The organism is Companilactobacillus musae (genome assembly GCF_003967595.1).
Classification (GTDB): Bacteria; Bacillota; Bacilli; order Lactobacillales; family Lactobacillaceae; genus Companilactobacillus; species Companilactobacillus musae.
The window spans coordinates 448,205-465,969 of sequence record NZ_BIFW01000001.1; the positions used below are offsets into that span (position 1 = coordinate 448,205).

At 34.5% G+C, this 17,765-nt stretch carries 15 protein-coding genes; 5 read left to right on the forward strand and 10 right to left on the reverse strand.

What is annotated here, in order from left to right; translation table 11 throughout:
- Positions 1 to 268: 268 nt before the first annotated feature.
- From LAB100_RS02210 to LAB100_RS02225, 4 genes are read left to right on the forward strand one after another with little or no spacing between them, the layout of a single operon-like run.
- Positions 269 to 1,357 carry a bifunctional glycosyltransferase family 2/GtrA family protein gene (locus tag LAB100_RS02210; protein WP_119326151.1) on the forward strand — a complete coding sequence of 363 codons (1,089 nt, stop codon included), beginning with the start codon at positions 269 to 271 and terminating at the stop codon, positions 1,355 to 1,357.
- A complete protein-coding gene (locus LAB100_RS02215) occupies positions 1,347 to 3,332 on the forward strand; it encodes a glycosyltransferase family 2 protein (RefSeq protein WP_119326150.1) in 1,986 nt (661 codons plus the stop codon). Before LAB100_RS02210 ends, LAB100_RS02215 begins: the two co-directional genes overlap by 11 nt.
- Before the next feature lie 14 nt (positions 3,333 to 3,346).
- Positions 3,347 to 5,185, forward strand: a complete 1,839-nt coding sequence (locus tag LAB100_RS02220; RefSeq protein WP_119326149.1) for an ABC transporter permease — start codon at positions 3,347 to 3,349, stop codon at positions 5,183 to 5,185.
- A gap of 22 nt (positions 5,186 to 5,207) precedes the next feature.
- Positions 5,208 to 7,073, forward strand: coding sequence for an ABC transporter permease (locus LAB100_RS02225; RefSeq protein WP_119326148.1), 1,866 nt, complete (start codon positions 5,208 to 5,210; stop codon positions 7,071 to 7,073).
- 54 nt (positions 7,074 to 7,127) lie between these two features.
- Here LAB100_RS02225 and LAB100_RS02230 read toward each other — a convergent pair whose 3' ends face one another.
- From LAB100_RS02230 to LAB100_RS02250, 5 genes are all read right to left on the reverse strand, one after another.
- Entirely contained in the window at positions 7,128 to 7,943 is an 816-nt protein-coding gene (locus LAB100_RS02230; protein ID WP_119326147.1) for an HAD family hydrolase, read from the reverse strand.
- An 82-nt stretch (positions 7,944 to 8,025) separates the two neighbouring features.
- The gene (locus tag LAB100_RS02235; RefSeq protein ID WP_119326146.1) at positions 8,026 to 8,883 is read right to left on the reverse strand and encodes an aldo/keto reductase; all 858 of its coding nucleotides are present in this window, start codon (positions 8,881 to 8,883) and stop codon (positions 8,026 to 8,028) included.
- Entirely contained in the window at positions 8,883 to 9,890 is a 1,008-nt protein-coding gene (locus LAB100_RS02240) for an alpha/beta hydrolase (protein ID WP_119326145.1), read from the reverse strand. The genes LAB100_RS02235 and LAB100_RS02240 overlap by 1 nt, the downstream gene beginning before the upstream one ends.
- A gap of 17 nt (positions 9,891 to 9,907) precedes the next feature.
- Positions 9,908 to 10,642 carry an SDR family oxidoreductase gene (locus tag LAB100_RS02245; RefSeq protein WP_119326144.1) on the reverse strand — a complete coding sequence of 245 codons (735 nt, stop codon included), beginning with the start codon at positions 10,640 to 10,642 and terminating at the stop codon, positions 9,908 to 9,910.
- Positions 10,639 to 11,139 carry a DapH/DapD/GlmU-related protein gene (locus LAB100_RS02250; protein WP_119326143.1) on the reverse strand — a complete coding sequence of 167 codons (501 nt, stop codon included), beginning with the start codon at positions 11,137 to 11,139 and terminating at the stop codon, positions 10,639 to 10,641. Before LAB100_RS02250 ends, LAB100_RS02245 begins: the two co-directional genes overlap by 4 nt.
- A gap of 113 nt (positions 11,140 to 11,252) precedes the next feature.
- Between LAB100_RS02250 and LAB100_RS02255 the strand changes: the two genes are divergently transcribed.
- Positions 11,253 to 12,131 (forward strand): LysR family transcriptional regulator, encoded by an 879-nt coding sequence (locus LAB100_RS02255; RefSeq protein ID WP_119326142.1) that lies wholly within the window; start codon positions 11,253 to 11,255, stop codon positions 12,129 to 12,131.
- Positions 12,132 to 12,175: 44 nt separating this feature from the next.
- Here the strand turns inward: LAB100_RS02255 and LAB100_RS02260 are convergent, their stop codons facing one another.
- From LAB100_RS02260 to LAB100_RS02280, 5 genes are all read right to left on the reverse strand, one after another.
- Complete coding sequence (locus LAB100_RS02260; RefSeq protein ID WP_119326141.1) at positions 12,176 to 12,559, reverse strand: VOC family protein; 384 nt, start codon at positions 12,557 to 12,559, stop codon at positions 12,176 to 12,178.
- A gap of 9 nt (positions 12,560 to 12,568) precedes the next feature.
- Positions 12,569 to 13,558 carry an aldose epimerase family protein gene (locus LAB100_RS02265; protein ID WP_119326140.1) on the reverse strand — a complete coding sequence of 330 codons (990 nt, stop codon included), beginning with the start codon at positions 13,556 to 13,558 and terminating at the stop codon, positions 12,569 to 12,571.
- A 33-nt stretch (positions 13,559 to 13,591) separates the two neighbouring features.
- Complete coding sequence (gene pgmB, locus LAB100_RS02270; protein WP_119326139.1) at positions 13,592 to 14,275, reverse strand: beta-phosphoglucomutase; 684 nt, start codon at positions 14,273 to 14,275, stop codon at positions 13,592 to 13,594.
- A 66-nt stretch (positions 14,276 to 14,341) separates the two neighbouring features.
- Positions 14,342 to 16,585, reverse strand: a complete 2,244-nt coding sequence (locus LAB100_RS02275) for a glycoside hydrolase family 65 protein (protein WP_119326138.1) — start codon at positions 16,583 to 16,585, stop codon at positions 14,342 to 14,344.
- 61 nt (positions 16,586 to 16,646) lie between these two features.
- Complete coding sequence (locus LAB100_RS02280; protein ID WP_119326137.1) at positions 16,647 to 17,750, reverse strand: ABC transporter ATP-binding protein; 1,104 nt, start codon at positions 17,748 to 17,750, stop codon at positions 16,647 to 16,649.
- Between the last annotated feature and the right edge of the window lie 15 nt (positions 17,751 to 17,765).

Below are 17,765 nucleotides of genomic sequence, written 5' to 3' on the forward strand. Positions count from 1 at the left end.
CAAACAGCAAAAGAGCATGTATTCGACAAAAATATCGGATACATGCTCTTTTGTTATATTTTAAGTTATATATTTATAATTTATTAAATAAATAGACTATTTATGCGAAGTTTCAATCATTAAATTATCAAATTATATTATAAAATTGACTATTTTATAAAAATGTCGATATAAACATATTTTGCACTGTATACTTAATTTAACCAATGTGATAGGTTAATTTAGTTAAATATTTTCAATATAGCACCAAACATAATAGGTGGGTATTATGTTACAAATTGGAGTTATTATTCCAGCACTCAATCCTGACGAAAAACTAATCACTTTAATTCAAGAAATCACCAATAAAAAAAATTTAAATTTACCAATAACCAATCTAATTATCATTGATGATGGTAGTGACTCTGATCATGACAATATCTTTGATCAATTATCAAAACTTGCTATTCCTAAGCTGACCATTTTACATCATAAAAAGAATCTCGGTAAAGGTGCAGCCTTAAAAACTGGCTTTACATTTGCTCAAAAACATTTTCCAGATTTGACAGGCATTGCAACTATGGACTCCGACGGGCAACATACTGTAGAAGCTCTAAATAGTTGTCTCAAAAAATTTAGTTTAAATCCCGACCAACTAGTTATTGGTGTCCGTCACTTCACTAACTCGGTTCCCTTTCGAAGCCAATTTGGTAATGTTTTAACTAGTAAATTAGTACGTATTTTAACTCATCAAAACATTTCTGATACTCAAACAGGTTTACGAATTATTCCAATGACATATACCAAGGATTTAATAAGCTTTCCAGGAAATCGTTTTGAATTTGAATTCGATATGCTACTACAAGCAAAAAAATTCAATATTAAAGTAGTCGAGCAACCTATTCCTACCATTTATTTGGATGGAAATTCCTCCTCTCACTTCCGAGTTATTAGGGATTCTTTAGCCATTTATGCTCGTTTCTTCAAATTTGCGACTAGTGGCTTCATTTCATTCATTGTCGATGTCAGTTTATTTTATTTAGTTCTTTTTACCATTGGTAATCATGTTTTGAATAGTATTCTTATTGCTACCATTATTTCACGAGTTCTTTCTTCCGTCGTTAATTATGTTATAAATCATCGTATTGTCTTCAATCATGCTGGTCAAAGGACCTTTATCAAGTATGGATGTCTATTTATTGTGCAAATGTTAGCCTCTGGTTTCTTTACCAACGCTCTAACTTCCTTATTGCCAATCACTAATGGTCAATTGATGCCAACTGTGGCAAAAATGATTGTAGATTTTATTTTATTTATCATTAGTTATCAGATTCAACGCGATTTTATTTTTAAAGAGGTATCTCAAAATGTCCAATAAACGCCGATTTCTTTATTTTTTGGCAATTGCTTTGTCAGTAATCTATTTAATATGGCGAATCTTCTTTACTATTCCCTGGCATTCTAATATCTTTACTCTAATTTTTGCTTTATTACTTGTTATAAGTGAAATTCTATCTAATTCAACTGGATTCATTTTAATATTTTTTAGAATGCTATCAACTAAAAAGAAATGGGATTTAAAAATTCCTGATTACAGTACTACTCAGCCTTTACCAGATGTTGATATTATCATTGTTACTCATAATGAAAGTGTTGATTTACTTCGTAAAACCATTAATGCTGCTACTTTTATTGATTATCCTGATAAAAGCAAGGTTCATATCGTAGTAGCTGACGATGGAAACCGTCCCGAAGTTAAAGCTTTAACAAAACACTATCATGTTGGATATTCTGGGATGGAAAATAATAAGCACGCCAAATCGGGAAATATCAATAATACTTTAGCAAAACTTGATTCACCACTTTTTGCTATCTTTGACACTGATATGATTCCCTTTTCGGGTTTTCTACGAAATACTGTGCCACTTTTCACGGAAAACTTTCAACAATTAAAAGATGATCCCGACCACACTGATCCACTCGGATTCGTACAAACACCTCAAAGTTTTTACAATGCCGATATTTTCCAATTCAATTTGTTTTCGGAAAAAATCATTCCTAATGAGCAAGACTTCTTTTCAAGGGACGTTAATATCTTAAATGGTGGTAATAAACGTGCCCTTTTCACAGGCTCCAATGCCGTTTTCTTACGCAAGGCTGTTGACGATGTAGGTGGCTTTCCAACAAATACCATCACTGAAGATTTTCAATTAGGAACTATGCTTAATATGGAAGGTTATATCAGTTTGGCTACTAAAGTTCCACAGTCAAGTGGTATAACTCCAATTGATATGAAAGGTGTTATAAAACAGAGAACTCGATGGGCACGTGGAGTTATTCAGAGTTGTCGAAACCTTCATATATTCACTAATCCAAATTTAACTATAATCAATCGTATTATTTTGCTTAATACCTACTTTTATTGGTGGGCCTTTTTTAGACGAATGATTTATATGATTGCTCCTATTTTGTATGCCCTCTTTAAAATTCAAGTTGTTAATGCTAATTTTTGGATTCTAATGGTTATCTGGGCACCAGGTTACTTCCTATTGCACTATGTCATGGGAGATACTTCAGGCATGAAGGACAAGGCAAAAATTCGAAATGAACGTTGGGGTGAAGTTCAAGAAACATTCTTTGCACCCTACCTATTTATACCAGTAATTCTAGAAAGTCTCGGCATCAAAGCCAAGAAGTTTAAAGTTACTTCTAAAGATGTAACTTATTCTATTAAAGATAAGTTGTACATATTACCATATTTAATTTTATGGACCATCACTTTGATAGCAATCATTAAATTCAACTATGGTAAGTATGGTTCAGAAATATTGGTTGGAAGTGTTATTACCTTCTGGTTATTAATGCATTTCATTAATCTAAGCATGTGTCTATTCATTTCATTAGGAAGACCAGTTTATCGCAAAAGTGAACGTTTTATTCGTAAAGTCAAAGGAAAAGTAATAACTAAAAATGGCGATTCATTTCCAATTATTACTGAAGATGTTTCCGAAGGTGGAATTGCTTTTAAAATCACCGATAAAAAAACTGCTGACATAAAAAACGATGATGACATCAAACTTATTATCAAACATCATAATTTTGACATTCATCTAACTGGAAAGGTTGCTCGCATCAGTAATCGCGAAAACAATCCTATTTATAGTGTTCAAGTACAGGTCCCACCTGATCAAAATCGAGATCACTATTTACAAATAATTTACGATGGGGCTAACAAAACTTTACCTAGTGTTCAAGATACCTGGGTTACTCCATTTGATGAACTATATATGAACTTAGTCGTTCGTGCTCGTGCCATTGAACGCAAAATAAGTAGCCGTTTTAATCGGTTTTAGGGAGAATTATTCTTATGTCAAATTGGATTGGGTTTATTTTATATACCTTCGGTCTGTTGGGATATAACAGTACTGTACGTCGGCTTGGTGTTAGTCCCTATTTAGCCTGGATCACTTCCATGCTTGTTCAAATCTTAATATTATATGTTTTTGCCATGACTGGATTTTTAAATCTCGGGATTAAAATAGTAACTTATGTCGGTATCATACTAGCTATTTTCTGGTTTATTATGAGTTTAGCTCGAAAAGGTCAATTAAAATTTGAAGGAATCCATTTGTTTGATTTTTGGATGATTGGATTAGGAATTGCTACTGGACACGTTCTTTGGAATAGTCCTCTTGTGCATTATGATAATTTTTCCCATTGGGCAGTTATGGTAAAGTTCATGACTTTTACTGGACATCTACCTGGAGCTAGCGACAAGCTCATCTCATTCACTTCATACCCACCAGCAACTGCTTTATTCATAACCCAATTCGTTCACTGGGTTGGTTTCAGTGACGGTGCCATGCTAGTTGCACAATTCATCTTAATCTGGGGCGCTGCATATTCTATTTTTGCTGGTCTTCGTGACCGTACTCGTGCCCTTACTAGTTTTATATTATGTTTCACTTTAGCAATTTCTTTTGTCTTTAATGTAGCAATTCGTTTAAATAACTTATTGGTTGACTACGTTTTGCCTATTATTACCATTGCCGCTTTAGTAGGTATTTTTGTTTATCGCAAACGTCCTTTCTTATTATGCGGTCATGTAAGCTTATTCATTGCTACATTATTGTTGGTTAAAAACTCTGCTACATTCTTTGTTGTCATAATTGGAGTATATTTCTTATACACATTAATTAGTAACCATCATTGGAAGTGGCGACGCCTTCTCACCGTACCAATACAATTTGTTACCACTATTGGTATCGGAATAATACCATTTGCTTGGTGGAACTATCATGTAAAAAATACTTTTACTATCTCTAAACACCAAATCAGCACTCAGGCATATGCTAAACAACTTAATGGTGAGAGCAATCAGACTTTAACAAAAATTGCTCATAAATTTATTGAACAAATAGTTAACTGGAATTCCCTCTCCACTAAGGGCATTTTATTAATAAATGCTGTTCTTATTTTGACTTGGCTTTTTGTCAAAATTCACGAAAAACAACGCAATAATCTATTAGAAATGGCTATCTTACTCGACATTTCTTTCGTAATTTATTATATAAGTCTATTTGGTATGTATGTCCTATCTATGCCTTATGCTGAGGCGATTCAACTCGATGGATTTGAAAGATATATGGCTAGTGTCGTTATTTTAAACTTATTCATTGCCGCAATTTGTTTAGTTAGAGTAATTGATCGACAGCAATTTGAACAAAATTTTCAAAAACGTAACACTCAAGCCTTCAAAAGTGCTTTAACTAAAAATATTTATCAAATAACAACCTTGGTCACTGCTTTCTTTGCAATTACTATGATGTATTCAGAGATCACCGGTACTAAATTTACCAATGAAATGAATCACAATACATTGCCTTTACAAATGAAACGTGTTTCAAAACCTTGGAATCATCTAAACCATCGAAAAGTTTTGATTGTTGATCCAGAAATTGTTGATGTTAATGATTATTATGCTGGCTACGTTGGACGCTACTATTACTTCACTGATAAAGCTGTTGGACAAGAAAACTTCATGATGACGCCTGAACAATTTAAACAAACCGTTGAAAATTATCAATATGTAGCTATTCCTGAGTCACATAGAACTTTTACAGTTCTAACTCAAAAAGTCTTCCATCAACATGTAATTACGGGATTATTTAAAGTTACTAAAAATGGTTTGATACGTATGCATTAATATAAAGAAAGTAGGTATTATTTTGGCAATCCTAGGATTCTTATTCTTAGCTTTATCATTGATCGGTTACAGTAGTACACTACGCTTACTACACGTGAATCCTTACTTTACTTGGATCACAAGTATTTTAGTAGAGATCATGCTTCTATATTGTTTTGCCATGTTAAATTTATTACGCCTCGGTATCTGGACAGTCACTTTATTAGGTGTATTACTATTAATTGCTCGTCTAATATTAGGTTATATGGGAAAAGTCAGTATTCATCACGAGTATTTGCATCTATTCGATGTTTGGATGGTCTTTTTAGGAACTGTTATGGCTTTGGTTTTATTACATAGCCCCTTAATTCACTATGATAATTTTTCCCACTGGGCAACTATTGTAAAATTTTTATACTATAACGGCCATCTACCTGGTGTAGCGGATACGATCATTTCCTTTACCTCATATCCACCAGCAACTGCTCTTTTCATAACTCAATTCGTTACCTTCACCGGATTTCACGAAGGAACTATGTTAGTAGCACAGTTCATTCTAATTTGGGCAGCCAGTTATACTATTTTTGCTTCCTTAAAAGATAGATCTCGTGGTCTAAATTCAATGATATTGTGTTTGGCGATAGCTTTATCTTATGTATTTAATATCAATATTAGATTGAATAACCTATTAGTTGATTATGTATTAGCAATCATAACAGTCGCTGCATTAGTTGGTATTTTTGTTTACAAAAAACGTCCCAAAATGTTAATCTTTCACGTTGCTCTTTTCAGTGGAACACTATTGCTCATTAAAAATTCAGCAGCATTTTTTGTTGCTATAATTGCTATTTATTACTTATATACAATTATCAAACAAACAAAAGCTGGCAGTTTACTAAAAAAGGGATTAAAGGTTACTAGTTTATTCTCAGGAACTTATTTAATGGCAGCTATCCCCTTCATTTGGTGGGAAATTCACGTTCACTCAACCTTCACAAGTTCAAAACATGAAATTAGTGCATCGGCTTATCAAAGTCAATTGGCACATGATGGTTTAAAGGGATTTCTTAGTATTGGGCAGGCCTTTTTACATCAAATTTTTAACCTGGGATCATTGTCCACTCAAGGATTAATTTTGATTAATATTGGTCTAATAAGTGCTTGGGCAATAATCAAGTATGCTTTCAATCATCCCAATAACTTATTTAAGTTGTTAGGATGGTTAGATCTAATAACTTTGCTTTACTATGGAAGTTTGCTAGGAATGTACATTTTATCAATGCCCTTTGCTGAGGCTATTACTTTGGATGGGTTTGAAAGATATATGTCAACTGTCATCATCTTAAATCTGTTCATAGGTATTCTTTGTATTGTCTATGTTATAGATGAAACGTATTATGAACAAGATATTTCAAAGCGAAGTCCCCGCAACTTTCAATCAATTTGGACTAAAAATAGTTATCAATTAGCCACTTTTTTAACTATGTTTTTTGCGATTATTATGATGTATTCAGAAATTAACGGAACCAATTTCACCAATAATTATAATCGTCGTACTTTACCCGTTATGTTGACCAAAGTTGCCAATCCATGGACTAAGCAGAACAATACTAAAATATTAATTGTCGATCCTCAAAAAGTCGAAGTCGTAACTTACTATACTGGATATTTGGCAAATTATTATTTCTTTACTAACAATGCTACCGGTCAGGCAACCTTTAGCAAATCTAAAGTTAAGTTCAAAAAAGATCTTAACCAATACAAATATGTTGTCATTCCCAAGTATGATAAAAGTTTTACTCATGGTACTACTAAGTTTTATCATCAAAAAATCAAAACCGGCTTTTATCGAATTCACAAAAATCATTTACAAAAAATAAACTTAAAAGATAAAACAGAGTATCAATAAAAAACGGCATTTATTGGGAAATCCAGAATGTATGGATTCTTAATAAATGTCGTTTTATTTTTTCATTATTTTAAAATATTTTTCCAAAAATACTGCCAGGCCATCTTCTAGGTTGGTAGAAGTTACATAGTTAGCTTGCTTTTTCACTTCCTCTAGACCATTACCCATCGCAACTGACATTTTGGCTTCTTTCATCATTCCAACATCATTCATTCCGTCACCAAAGACGAAAGTATGATCATAGTCTACACCCTGTTCTTGTTGAATCTGTTTGACTGCTGTTCCCTTATCTGTATTTAAAGGAATCATCTCGATATTGTCAGGTCCTGATGATGACACTCTCAATAAACCACTGGCATTCAATTTAACACGTGCTCGATCCAATTCATCCATACTTCCACGGCTCAAAATGACACCATTAGTAATCTCATTCTCTACTTTTTTTAAATCCGACAAGCCCTTGATTTCTCTATATCCAAAAGCATCATCAAAATTACCAGCATTTTGAGCAATAAAGTGAGGTATTTTCTCTGAAAAGTAAGCCTTCTCAGGTGTAAAGAACATGATTGGTAGTTTGTTAATTTGAGATATTTGATAAGCTAATTCAACCGCTGTTCCACCTAATTTTGTGATCTCCCGACCATCTTTACCATCAAAAACCGCTCCATTAGAAGTAATCATTCTAACTTGGGAATTTAATCGTGCTCGTGTGATCTTTGCTAATTCGTACATTCGACCTGTAGCAATATAAAACATTACGTCCCTTTGCTGTAAAAATTCAATTGTTAATTTATTTCGTTCTGAAATATGCTTATGGTCACTTTCTAAAAGCGTTCCGTCAAGATCCATAAAAACTAAGTATTTTGGCATTCCCATCTACCTCGTAGTATACAAATAATTATACATACTATTGTAGCAGACTATTGCAATCGGTTACTTTTTAAACTTGGAATTAATTTTCAGCTCCAACTTTTTCACCACGTACTATTTTTTCAATATCTCGAGGATCTCTTCGATCAAAAAATTGGCTTTCATTCTTATTCAGTTCTGCTATTTTGTTCATTTCCTCATCAGTTAATTGGAAATCAAAAACATCAATATTCTCTTTCATTCGAGAAACATGAGTACTCTTGGGGATAACTACAATATTACGTTGCAATAACCAACGAAGTATAACTTGTCCATTGGACTTACCGTATTTTGAACCAATATCCTTTAACAATTCATTTTGAAAAATATCATGTTTTCCCTCAGCAAAAGGTGCCCAAGCTTCTACTTGAATATCTTCTTGTTGATTGAATTTTACTTCATCCAATTGCTGATTCCATGGATTGACTTCCAATTGATTAACGGCCGGTTTAATATCATTGAATAATTCTATATTTTTAACTACATCACTATAAAAATTAGAAACACCAATTGATCGTAACTTTCCAGCACGTTTAGCATCTTCTAAGGCACGCCACTCCCCCATAGTATCGCCATATGGTTGATGAATAAGATAAAGATCAATATAATCTGTATCTAAATTCTTCAATGATTTCTTTATCCCTTCTTGCGCCTCTGCATAATTACTTGATATCCAGAGCTTTGATGTAATAAAGAACTCTGATCTTGGAATACCGCTTTTCTTAATAGCCCTGCCAACAGCAAGTTCATTTTTATAAATAGCTGCTGTATCAAAAAGTCGATATCCCACCTTGATAGCATCACTTACTACTTTTTCACATTCGTTTAAATCATCAACTTGAAATACCCCAAAACCTAATTTTGGTATTTTATTGCCATCATTTAATTTAAAACTATCCATTACAGACTCTCCTTAAAGAAACTTGCAAACTTATCAAATGGTATCAAATTCATTTGATCATACAAATCCGTATGAGTTGCTCCTGGTACGATTACTAACTCTTTATGATCTTTCAAACGATTATATGATTCTTCCGCCATATAACGTGAATGAGCCTTTTCACCAGTAACGATCAAGACTGGACGTGGTGAGATCTTATCAATATGCTGTTGTAATGGAAAGTTATAATAACTCAATGGACTTGTAGCTGTCCAAGCCGCTGCTGAATTGACTGAGCGGGGGTGGAAGGCACGACCACGATAATAATTAAAGAATTCCGTCGTAACTGAATCAGCACCTTCTGGAAGCTTCTCAGGGAAAAGAACGTTCGATTGCATAGGACGATTATTTTCATCAAATGGCAATTCATGCAAGCCGCCAGCTGGTTGACCATTTTCAGCATCTTCCCAACGTTGTTTTGCTAAAGTTTGTTTTTCAATTTCTCTTTGTTCTTCTGTTTTAGAATTATTTAGACCCATCCACATTGAATCAGACATATCATACATAACTGATGTAGCAACCGCCTTGATTCGAACATCGATTGATGCAGCAGTTAGGACGTGACTACCTAAGCCACAAATTCCAATGGCACCAATTCTTTCTCGATTTACAAATTTTTGCAAACCAATGAAATCAACTGCAGCCGAGAAATCCTCTACAAAAATATCAGGCGATGCAACGTTTCTGACACTACCTGAACTTTCACCAGTAGTTGATTGGTCAAATGCTACTGTAACAAAGCCTTTTTCAGCTAATGTTTGAGCATATAAACCACTTGATTGCTCCTTAACTGCCCCAAAGGGACCTGAAATAACGATAGCTGGATATTGTTTTGCTTCATCAAAATTCAATGGTAAATATAAATGTCCAGCAAGAATAAAACCGTAACGGTTCTTAAAACGTACATTTTGAACTTCAATTCTCGGATCAATTTTGAAAACCCTTGTGTCATTTGCTAATTTACTCATATTTAATTTCCTCTTCTCTAAATATCTTGTTTAATTGGACGAATTATAACTTCATTTACATCCATATTATTTGGTGAATCAACGGCAAACACTACTGAAGATGCAATATTATCTGCTGAAAGACCAATCTGCTTTTCAACTTCGATTTCTGCTTTACGATTATCTTCATTACCGATGGAATTATACAATTCCGTTGCAACTGCACCAGGAGAAACAATAGTGGTTCTAATATTGTTAGTATGTTGCTCTTGACGCAAGCCTCCCATAATTGCCCTTACGGCAAACTTAGAGCCATTATAAACAGCCAAGTTAGGAACAACTACATGTCCAGCAACTGAATCAGTAGCTAAGATATGTCCTTGCTTTTGTTCAACCATAGTTGGCAATACGGCTGCAATCCCATTTAGAACTCCCATGATATTAACATTTAAAATTCTTTGCCATTCATCGTGGGCTCGATTAATTAAGGCATTGACTGGCATCACTCCGGCGTTATTATATAGAACATCAATTCGACCAAAATTCTTAATAGCTGTATCTGCTAAAGCCTGAACTTCATCTAGTTTAGTAACATCTACTTTTTGTGTAATAATTTCTTCATCGGGGAATTCAGATTTTAATTCATTCAAACGATCCAATCTTCTAGCACCGATCACTAATTTAGCGTGTTTTTTTGCTAAAGCTCTAGTAGTTGCTGCTCCGATACCACTTGAAGCTCCAGTTATAATAATTACTTTACCTTCAATACTCATCTTTTATCCTCCAATATTATTTCGGCTGGATTTCCTGCAACAACTGTATTTTTTAAAACTCTTTTCGTAACAACAGCTCCAGCTTGAATTACGGCATTATTGCCAATAGTTACTCCAGGTAAAATAATGGCTCTTCCACCAATTTTGACATTTTCTTCAATCGTAATTGGTGCGATTCTTTGACTGCAATCTGTCGTCAGAAGAGATACACCGGGACCAATTACAACTCCTTTAGCGATTGTAATGCCACCGATATCTGACATAGTGACATTACAATTGATAAAAACATCTTTGGCAATTTGAATCTTACGACCATAATCGGTATAAAATGGCAATCTAATTTCAGAACTATTTGCTAACTGATATCCCAATATTTCACTTAATAGTTGTTTAGTTTCACCTTGACTGTGACGTTCAGTATTCAAATGTTGCAAAAGTCGCTGATTTTGAGCCATTAATTGTTTTTCAACTGTCGTTAAAGTATTTATCCAAGCCATATATTTCACCTCCTTGTAACTGATTGACTTCAGTATAAGGACACTTGAGTAATATGTGAAATACTTCTAAAATATAGCTAACCATAACTAAAAACTATGGAAGGAGCAAAACTATGGAACTAAGAGTTTTAAGATATTTTTTAGCCGTTGCTCAAGAAAAAAACATCACTCGGGCTTCACAAAAACTATTGGTCTCACAACCAACACTTTCTAAGCAATTATCTGATTTGGAAGAAGAATTAGGTGCAAAACTATTTACTCGTGGTCATCGACAAATAACTTTGACTTCTGAGGGAGAATACTTACGCTCAAAAGCTGAGGAAATAATAGATTTAACTGATAAAACTTCCGCCAACATTCAAACTGATCAAATCATTAGCGGTGAATTAACGCTGGGAGCTGGGGAAAGTATTGGCATGAAAAGAATTATCAATATTATAAGTGATATCACTCAAGATTATCCTGACGTTAAAGTTCATCTAGTCAGTGGTAATGCTGAAGAAATGGAATCCATGCTTGACCGTGGTACTTTGGATTTTGCTGTATTGATGGGTGAAAGAACATTGGAAAACTACCACTATCTTCAGATTCCCGAAACAGATCAATGGGGTGTTTTAATGCTAAAAGATAAACCTTTAACTCAAAAAGATGTTATTACACCCAAAGACTTGGTTAATAAACCTTTAATCATGTCCTCACAAGCCTTACAAAATCATCGCTTCCAAGATTGGTGGGGAAATCTTGGTCCTAAAATGAATATTTTAGGAACGTTTACCCTCGTTTATAATGCCGAATTATTAGCTGAAAATAGTGGAGCTTATATGATTACATTCAATAACCTTCTCAACAATTCCCCTACTCAAAATTTAATCTTCCGTCCGTTATCACCAGAATTATTTGAACCTATCACAGTAATTTGGAAGAAAAACACAGTTCAATCAAAAGTGAATCAATTATTCATTCGTCGTTTAAAAGCTTCTTTTGATAATTAAAAAAATGCTCACCTAATAATCAATTGATTATTAAGTGAGCATTTTTAAACTGTTAATTCAATTTGATTGCCTTCTGGATCGCAAACAACACTTTCGTAATAGCCATCCCCAGTAACTCTGGGGCCACTAAGATGTTTGTAACCAGCTGCAGCAATTTTTTCTGTTAAAGCATCAACTTTTTCCTTAGAACCAAGTGCCATGGCAATATGCACATAACCCAATGGATTCCCAGGTTCATGATGCTTATTCAAATCTTCCCTTGTACCAACTTCCAAACGCGCACCGTCAGGAAATGTTAAGAAGACCGAAGAAAATGTTGTAACGGGATTACGATATGTTCCCGAGGCACTAGCCTCAAAGAACATTTCATAAAATTCAACTACTTTCTTGAGATCTCTGACAAATAATCCCACGTGTTCAATCCTCATAAAACCCCTCTAATCTGATAACTTTCGATATTTATATTTATTGATATAGCTAACTTTTTGACCAGCATTTATAACTGTATTTCCAAAGTCATTATGGTTAATTGCATCAGGCAAAGTCTGTAATTCCATCGCAAGAGAACTATAATCATGCTCATCGGCTTTTTGTGCATCTTTAGGATTAGCAGTAAATATCACTAATCCATCACGATCAGTATAAAAATCAATTGCCCGCTTAATGGATTTCAAGGTAGCCGCCTTTTTTCCAACAACAAAAGCATTGTCATATTCAAATTTATCTAAAGGTTTCAGCTGTTTGAGCCCTTGACCAATTTTTTTGAAATTCTTAAAGTCATAAGCATTTGTTGTCGACAAGAATTTACCAGTTGGAATCTTTTCATCATCAACATCAACGAACTTTTTGGAATTGATTTTTAATTGCTGCTGACGAATATTTTCATCACCAAGATCAAAGTAAACATGGCAAGTTGGATTAAACAAAACATCGTGATCTGTTTTGGCACTATACATGATAGTAACTTCATCGTCGTCATTCAAACTATAACGAATATCGACCTGCATTATACCCGCAAATCCATCTTCACCAGTAACTGTATGACTTAACAACACTGAATTATCGGAATCAATCGAACCGTCAAAATTTTGTGATTGCAATCCTTTATCACCACTATGCAACAGATGTTTTCCAAAATTAGGCTTAAATTGATAGTTCACACCATTAATTGCAAACCTAGCATTCTTTATTCGACCGGCCACAGGACCAATTGTCTTACCAACTTGATAAGGAGTTTTGATATAATCAGCTAAATTGTCAAAATTTTCAATCAATTGATGCTTAATACCATTTTCAACAACCTCAAAGTTTTGCCAAGTGGCCGCATAACTTAGAACACTAATACTAGTTTGATTTTTATTTGTTATCTTGTAGAGATAAACTGGCTTCTGACCAATTTCCCCAAAAATTGATTTTACAACTACCATTCTTTACCTATCTCCATAACTCAATATTTCGTTTTAGACTCTGACACTATCCAAGGCATCCTTAATGTTTGCCAAAGTTACTTCTGAAGTATTGGCAAAATTAATATCTGCTTCATGTAACAAATTAGCATCGCCAATTCCAACAGATGTTTCACCAGCACCATTAATTGACTTAACGCCGGCAATTGCATCCTCTAATCCGATACATTCTTCTGGTCTAAGGTTCAAAACTTCAGCACCACGAACATAAATCTCAGGATCTGGCTTGCCATGCTTCAAAGTCGCAGGATCAACCTTGGCATTAAAATATTGTGACAATCCCAATTTTTCCAAAACTCTTGGTGAGTTCTTTGAAGAAGAAGCTAGAGAAATCAAGTAGTTATGGTCAGCAATATCTTCGATGAATTCTTCCATGCCAGGTAGAATTTGTGATTTATCCAAAGTTTCCAATAATTTTAGATAATTATCATTTTTTTCAGCAGCCAATTGAATTTTTTCATCTTCTGTATAATCATTCAATTTACCACCATATTCTAGAATCATATTAAGTGAATCCATACGACCAACACCCTTTAATTGATTAGCTAAGTCGTCAGTCCAAGTAACGCCTAATTTATCAGCCAATTGATGCCAAGCTTCAGCATGATAAGTTGATGTATTAGCAATAACTCCGTCCAAATCGAAAATAAAACCCTTTATTTGCTCGAATTTAACCATATTGTTAGCTCCTTTTCTAATAAAAAGATGTCTGAATTCATTGATCCAGACACCCGTATTTTACAATTATTTCAACATTAATGGTTCATTAAAGACTTTGATCTTAAGTGGTTCTCCAGAGATGAGTTTGAAATGTGGTCCATCTTCCTTGACAGAAATCTCAATTACTCGACCTCTAAAGACTTGTCTAAATGAGTAGCTATTCCACTTCTTAGGCAAGAATGGCTTATAACTCAATGATCCATCGTTATCAACTCGCATTCCAGCGAATCCTTGAACCATAGCCAACCAGCCACCGGTCATCGAAGTAATATGAAGACCATCTGCGGTGTCGTTATTATAATTGTCTAAGTCTAGTCTAGCGGTTCTTTCATATAATGCAACCGCTTTCTCTTCGTAGTGAAGATCAGCCGCTAAGACAGAATGAATAGCCGGTGAAAGACTAGATTCATGTACTGTCAGTGGTTCATAGAAGTCAAAGTTACGTTTCTTTTCTCGTTCTGTAAAATCACCAATAAAGTCCCAAATCCCTTGAAGAACATCACCTTGCTTGATGTATGGTGACCGTAAAATCTTGTCCCATGACCAGTGTTGATTAATTGGTAATTGATCCTTAGGAATTGAACTGACTGGTTGAATATCCTTATCCAAAAAGCCATCATGTTGTACAAATATTCCAAGATCCTCATCATATGGCAAATACATTTTGTCTACAATATCTTGCCATTTAGCTTTTTCAGTATCAGAAACATCCAACTTGGCATATTGTTCTTGGGAAACTTCCTTTAAAATTTGCAAAGTATATTTCAAAGTCCACTTGGCAAGAAAATTAGTGTACCAATTATTATCAACATTGTTCTCATACTCATCAGGTCCTGTTACACCATGAATCATATATTGACCGTTACGTTCACTGAAATGGACCCGATCGGCCCAGAAGCGTGAAATCTCGGTTAAGATTTTACTACCTTCGTTAAGTACAAATGATTCATCACCGGTATAACGAGTGTAGTTATAAATAGCAAATGCAATATCACCGTTACGGTGGATTTCTTCAAAAGTAATCTCCCATTCGTTATGACATTCAATACCGTTGAAAGTTACCATTGGGAACAAAGCACCTTTAAGTCCTTGCTCCTTAGCATTAACATAAGCACCCTTTAATTGGTTATAGCGATACATTAGGAGATTTCTCGACACTTCGGGATTTGATATTCCCAAATAAACAGGAATGCAGAAAGCTTCGGTATCCCAATAAGTTGCTCCTCCATACTTTTCACCAGTGAATCCTTTAGGACCGATATTAAGTCGAGAATCTTCACCGGAATAAGTTGTAAAGAGTCCAAAGAGATTAAAGCGCATACCTTGCTGTGCGTCAGTATCGCCATCAATCTTGATATCAGATTGATTCCAACGTTGAGTCCAAACATTTTCATGAGCCTTTAAAAGTTCCGAATAAGCTACTTTGGTAACTTTAAAAGTAATACCTTCCATAGCGTCACGTAAATTGTCGACCTCTTTATAATCACGTGAAGTTACTACGACTACACGTTTTTCAATCATACCAATTTCTTCTGGCTTCAAAGTTTTAGCGAAGGTCTGACTAGTTTCCAAATCAGTCACTTTTTGATTTACTTTTGGCAAATCAGTTACATAATGAACTTGCATTCCTGAAGTAAATCTTGGTGTACCAAAATCATTAAGCTTAGTTTTAGCAATCAAACTGTTATCAGTTATTTCCAAAACTTGCCAGAAACGTTCATCGTAATTAGCATCTTCATTTTTGACATCAGCATCAATCGCTGAGATCACTTTGATATCAACTGTCTGATCAGAAAGATTTTCGAAACTGACCTTTTGTACTGATAATTCCTTTTGAGCAACACTCAAAAATCTTACAAAATTAAATTTTACTTTAATACCATCCTTGTCAACGATAAAAGATCTTGTTAGAGTGGCATTTTTCATATTTAAATCTAAAGTAAAATCACTAATAATATCTTTATTTAAATCTAACTTAGAGCCATTGATCAAAAAGTTCATTTTAATAAAATTAACGGCATTGATAACTTTGCCAAAATACTTGGGATATCCATTTTTCCACCAACCCACACGGGTCTTATCGGGATACCAGATACCGGCTAGATAAATTCCAGGAAGATCATCCCCTGAATAATCTTCTTCAAAATTACCTCTCATGCCCATATAACCATTGCCTAAACTTGTTAAACTCTCTTGAAGACGTTTATTTTTTTTATCCAATTTGTGGGTTACAACATTCCAAGGATCAACCTCAAAAATTCTTTGCATCTACGACACCTCCTATAAAAAAAGGTAATTAGGTAAAATACCTAATTACCTTTCTTAATCCTTAAAGAATTGTTTCGTCTGTATCTTTGTCAAAGTAATGTGCTTTTGTCATTTCAAAAGCCATACGAACGTTATCACCAGGCTGACGATGGTCACGTGAATCAACTTTTGCAATAAAGTCAGTTCCACCGAGATTAGAGTAAAGAATTGATTCTGCACCTAGCAATTCAGAAACTTGAATCTTAGCATTAATTATGGCATCAGGGAAGGCTTGAATTGCGACTTCTTCGGCATGAATGTCTTCAGGACGAATACCAAATGTAAGCTCCTTACCAACATAGCCTTTTTGTTTAAGTACTTTATATTGACCTTCAGGAACAGCAATATTAATTCCGCCATCGTTAACAATTTTGCCATCTTCAAGTTTGACATCAAAGAAGTTAGTTGCTGGTGATCCGATAAATCCAGCAACGAATTTATTAGCAGGCTTGCTGTATAGCTCAGATGGTGTACCAACTTGCTGAATCATACCATCATTCATAATAACGATACGGTCAGCCATAGTCATAGCTTCAACTTGATCATGAGTAACGTAGATAAAGTTGCGTCCCAAACGTTGGTGCAATTGAGCAATTTCAGTACGCATTTGTACTCTCAATTTAGCATCCAAGTTTGATAATGGTTCATCAAGTAAGAACAGATTTGCATCACGGACAATGGCACGACCTAAGGCAACACGTTGTCTTTGACCACCAGATAGAGCAGCTGGTTTACGTTTTAGATAAGGAGTTAATCCTAAGATCTTAGCAGCATTTTCAACTCGTTTCTTAGTATCTTCCTTGTCATTCTTACGAATATTTAAACCAAACGCCATATTATCAAAGACAGTCATATGAGGATACAAAGCATAGTTTTGGAAAACCATGGCGATATCACGATCTTTTGGTTGTACCTTATTCATGACTTTGTCATCCATCTTGAAGTCGCCTTTTGTAATATCTTCTAGTCCCGCTATCATACGCAATGTGGTGGATTTACCACATCCGGAAGGTCCAACGAAGACAATAAATTCACCATCTTTAATGTCTAGGTTGAAATCACTAACTGAATAGTCAGTATTACCTTGATAGCGTTTGTAAATGTGTTCCAGATTAATTTTTACCATTTTTAACGCTCCTTT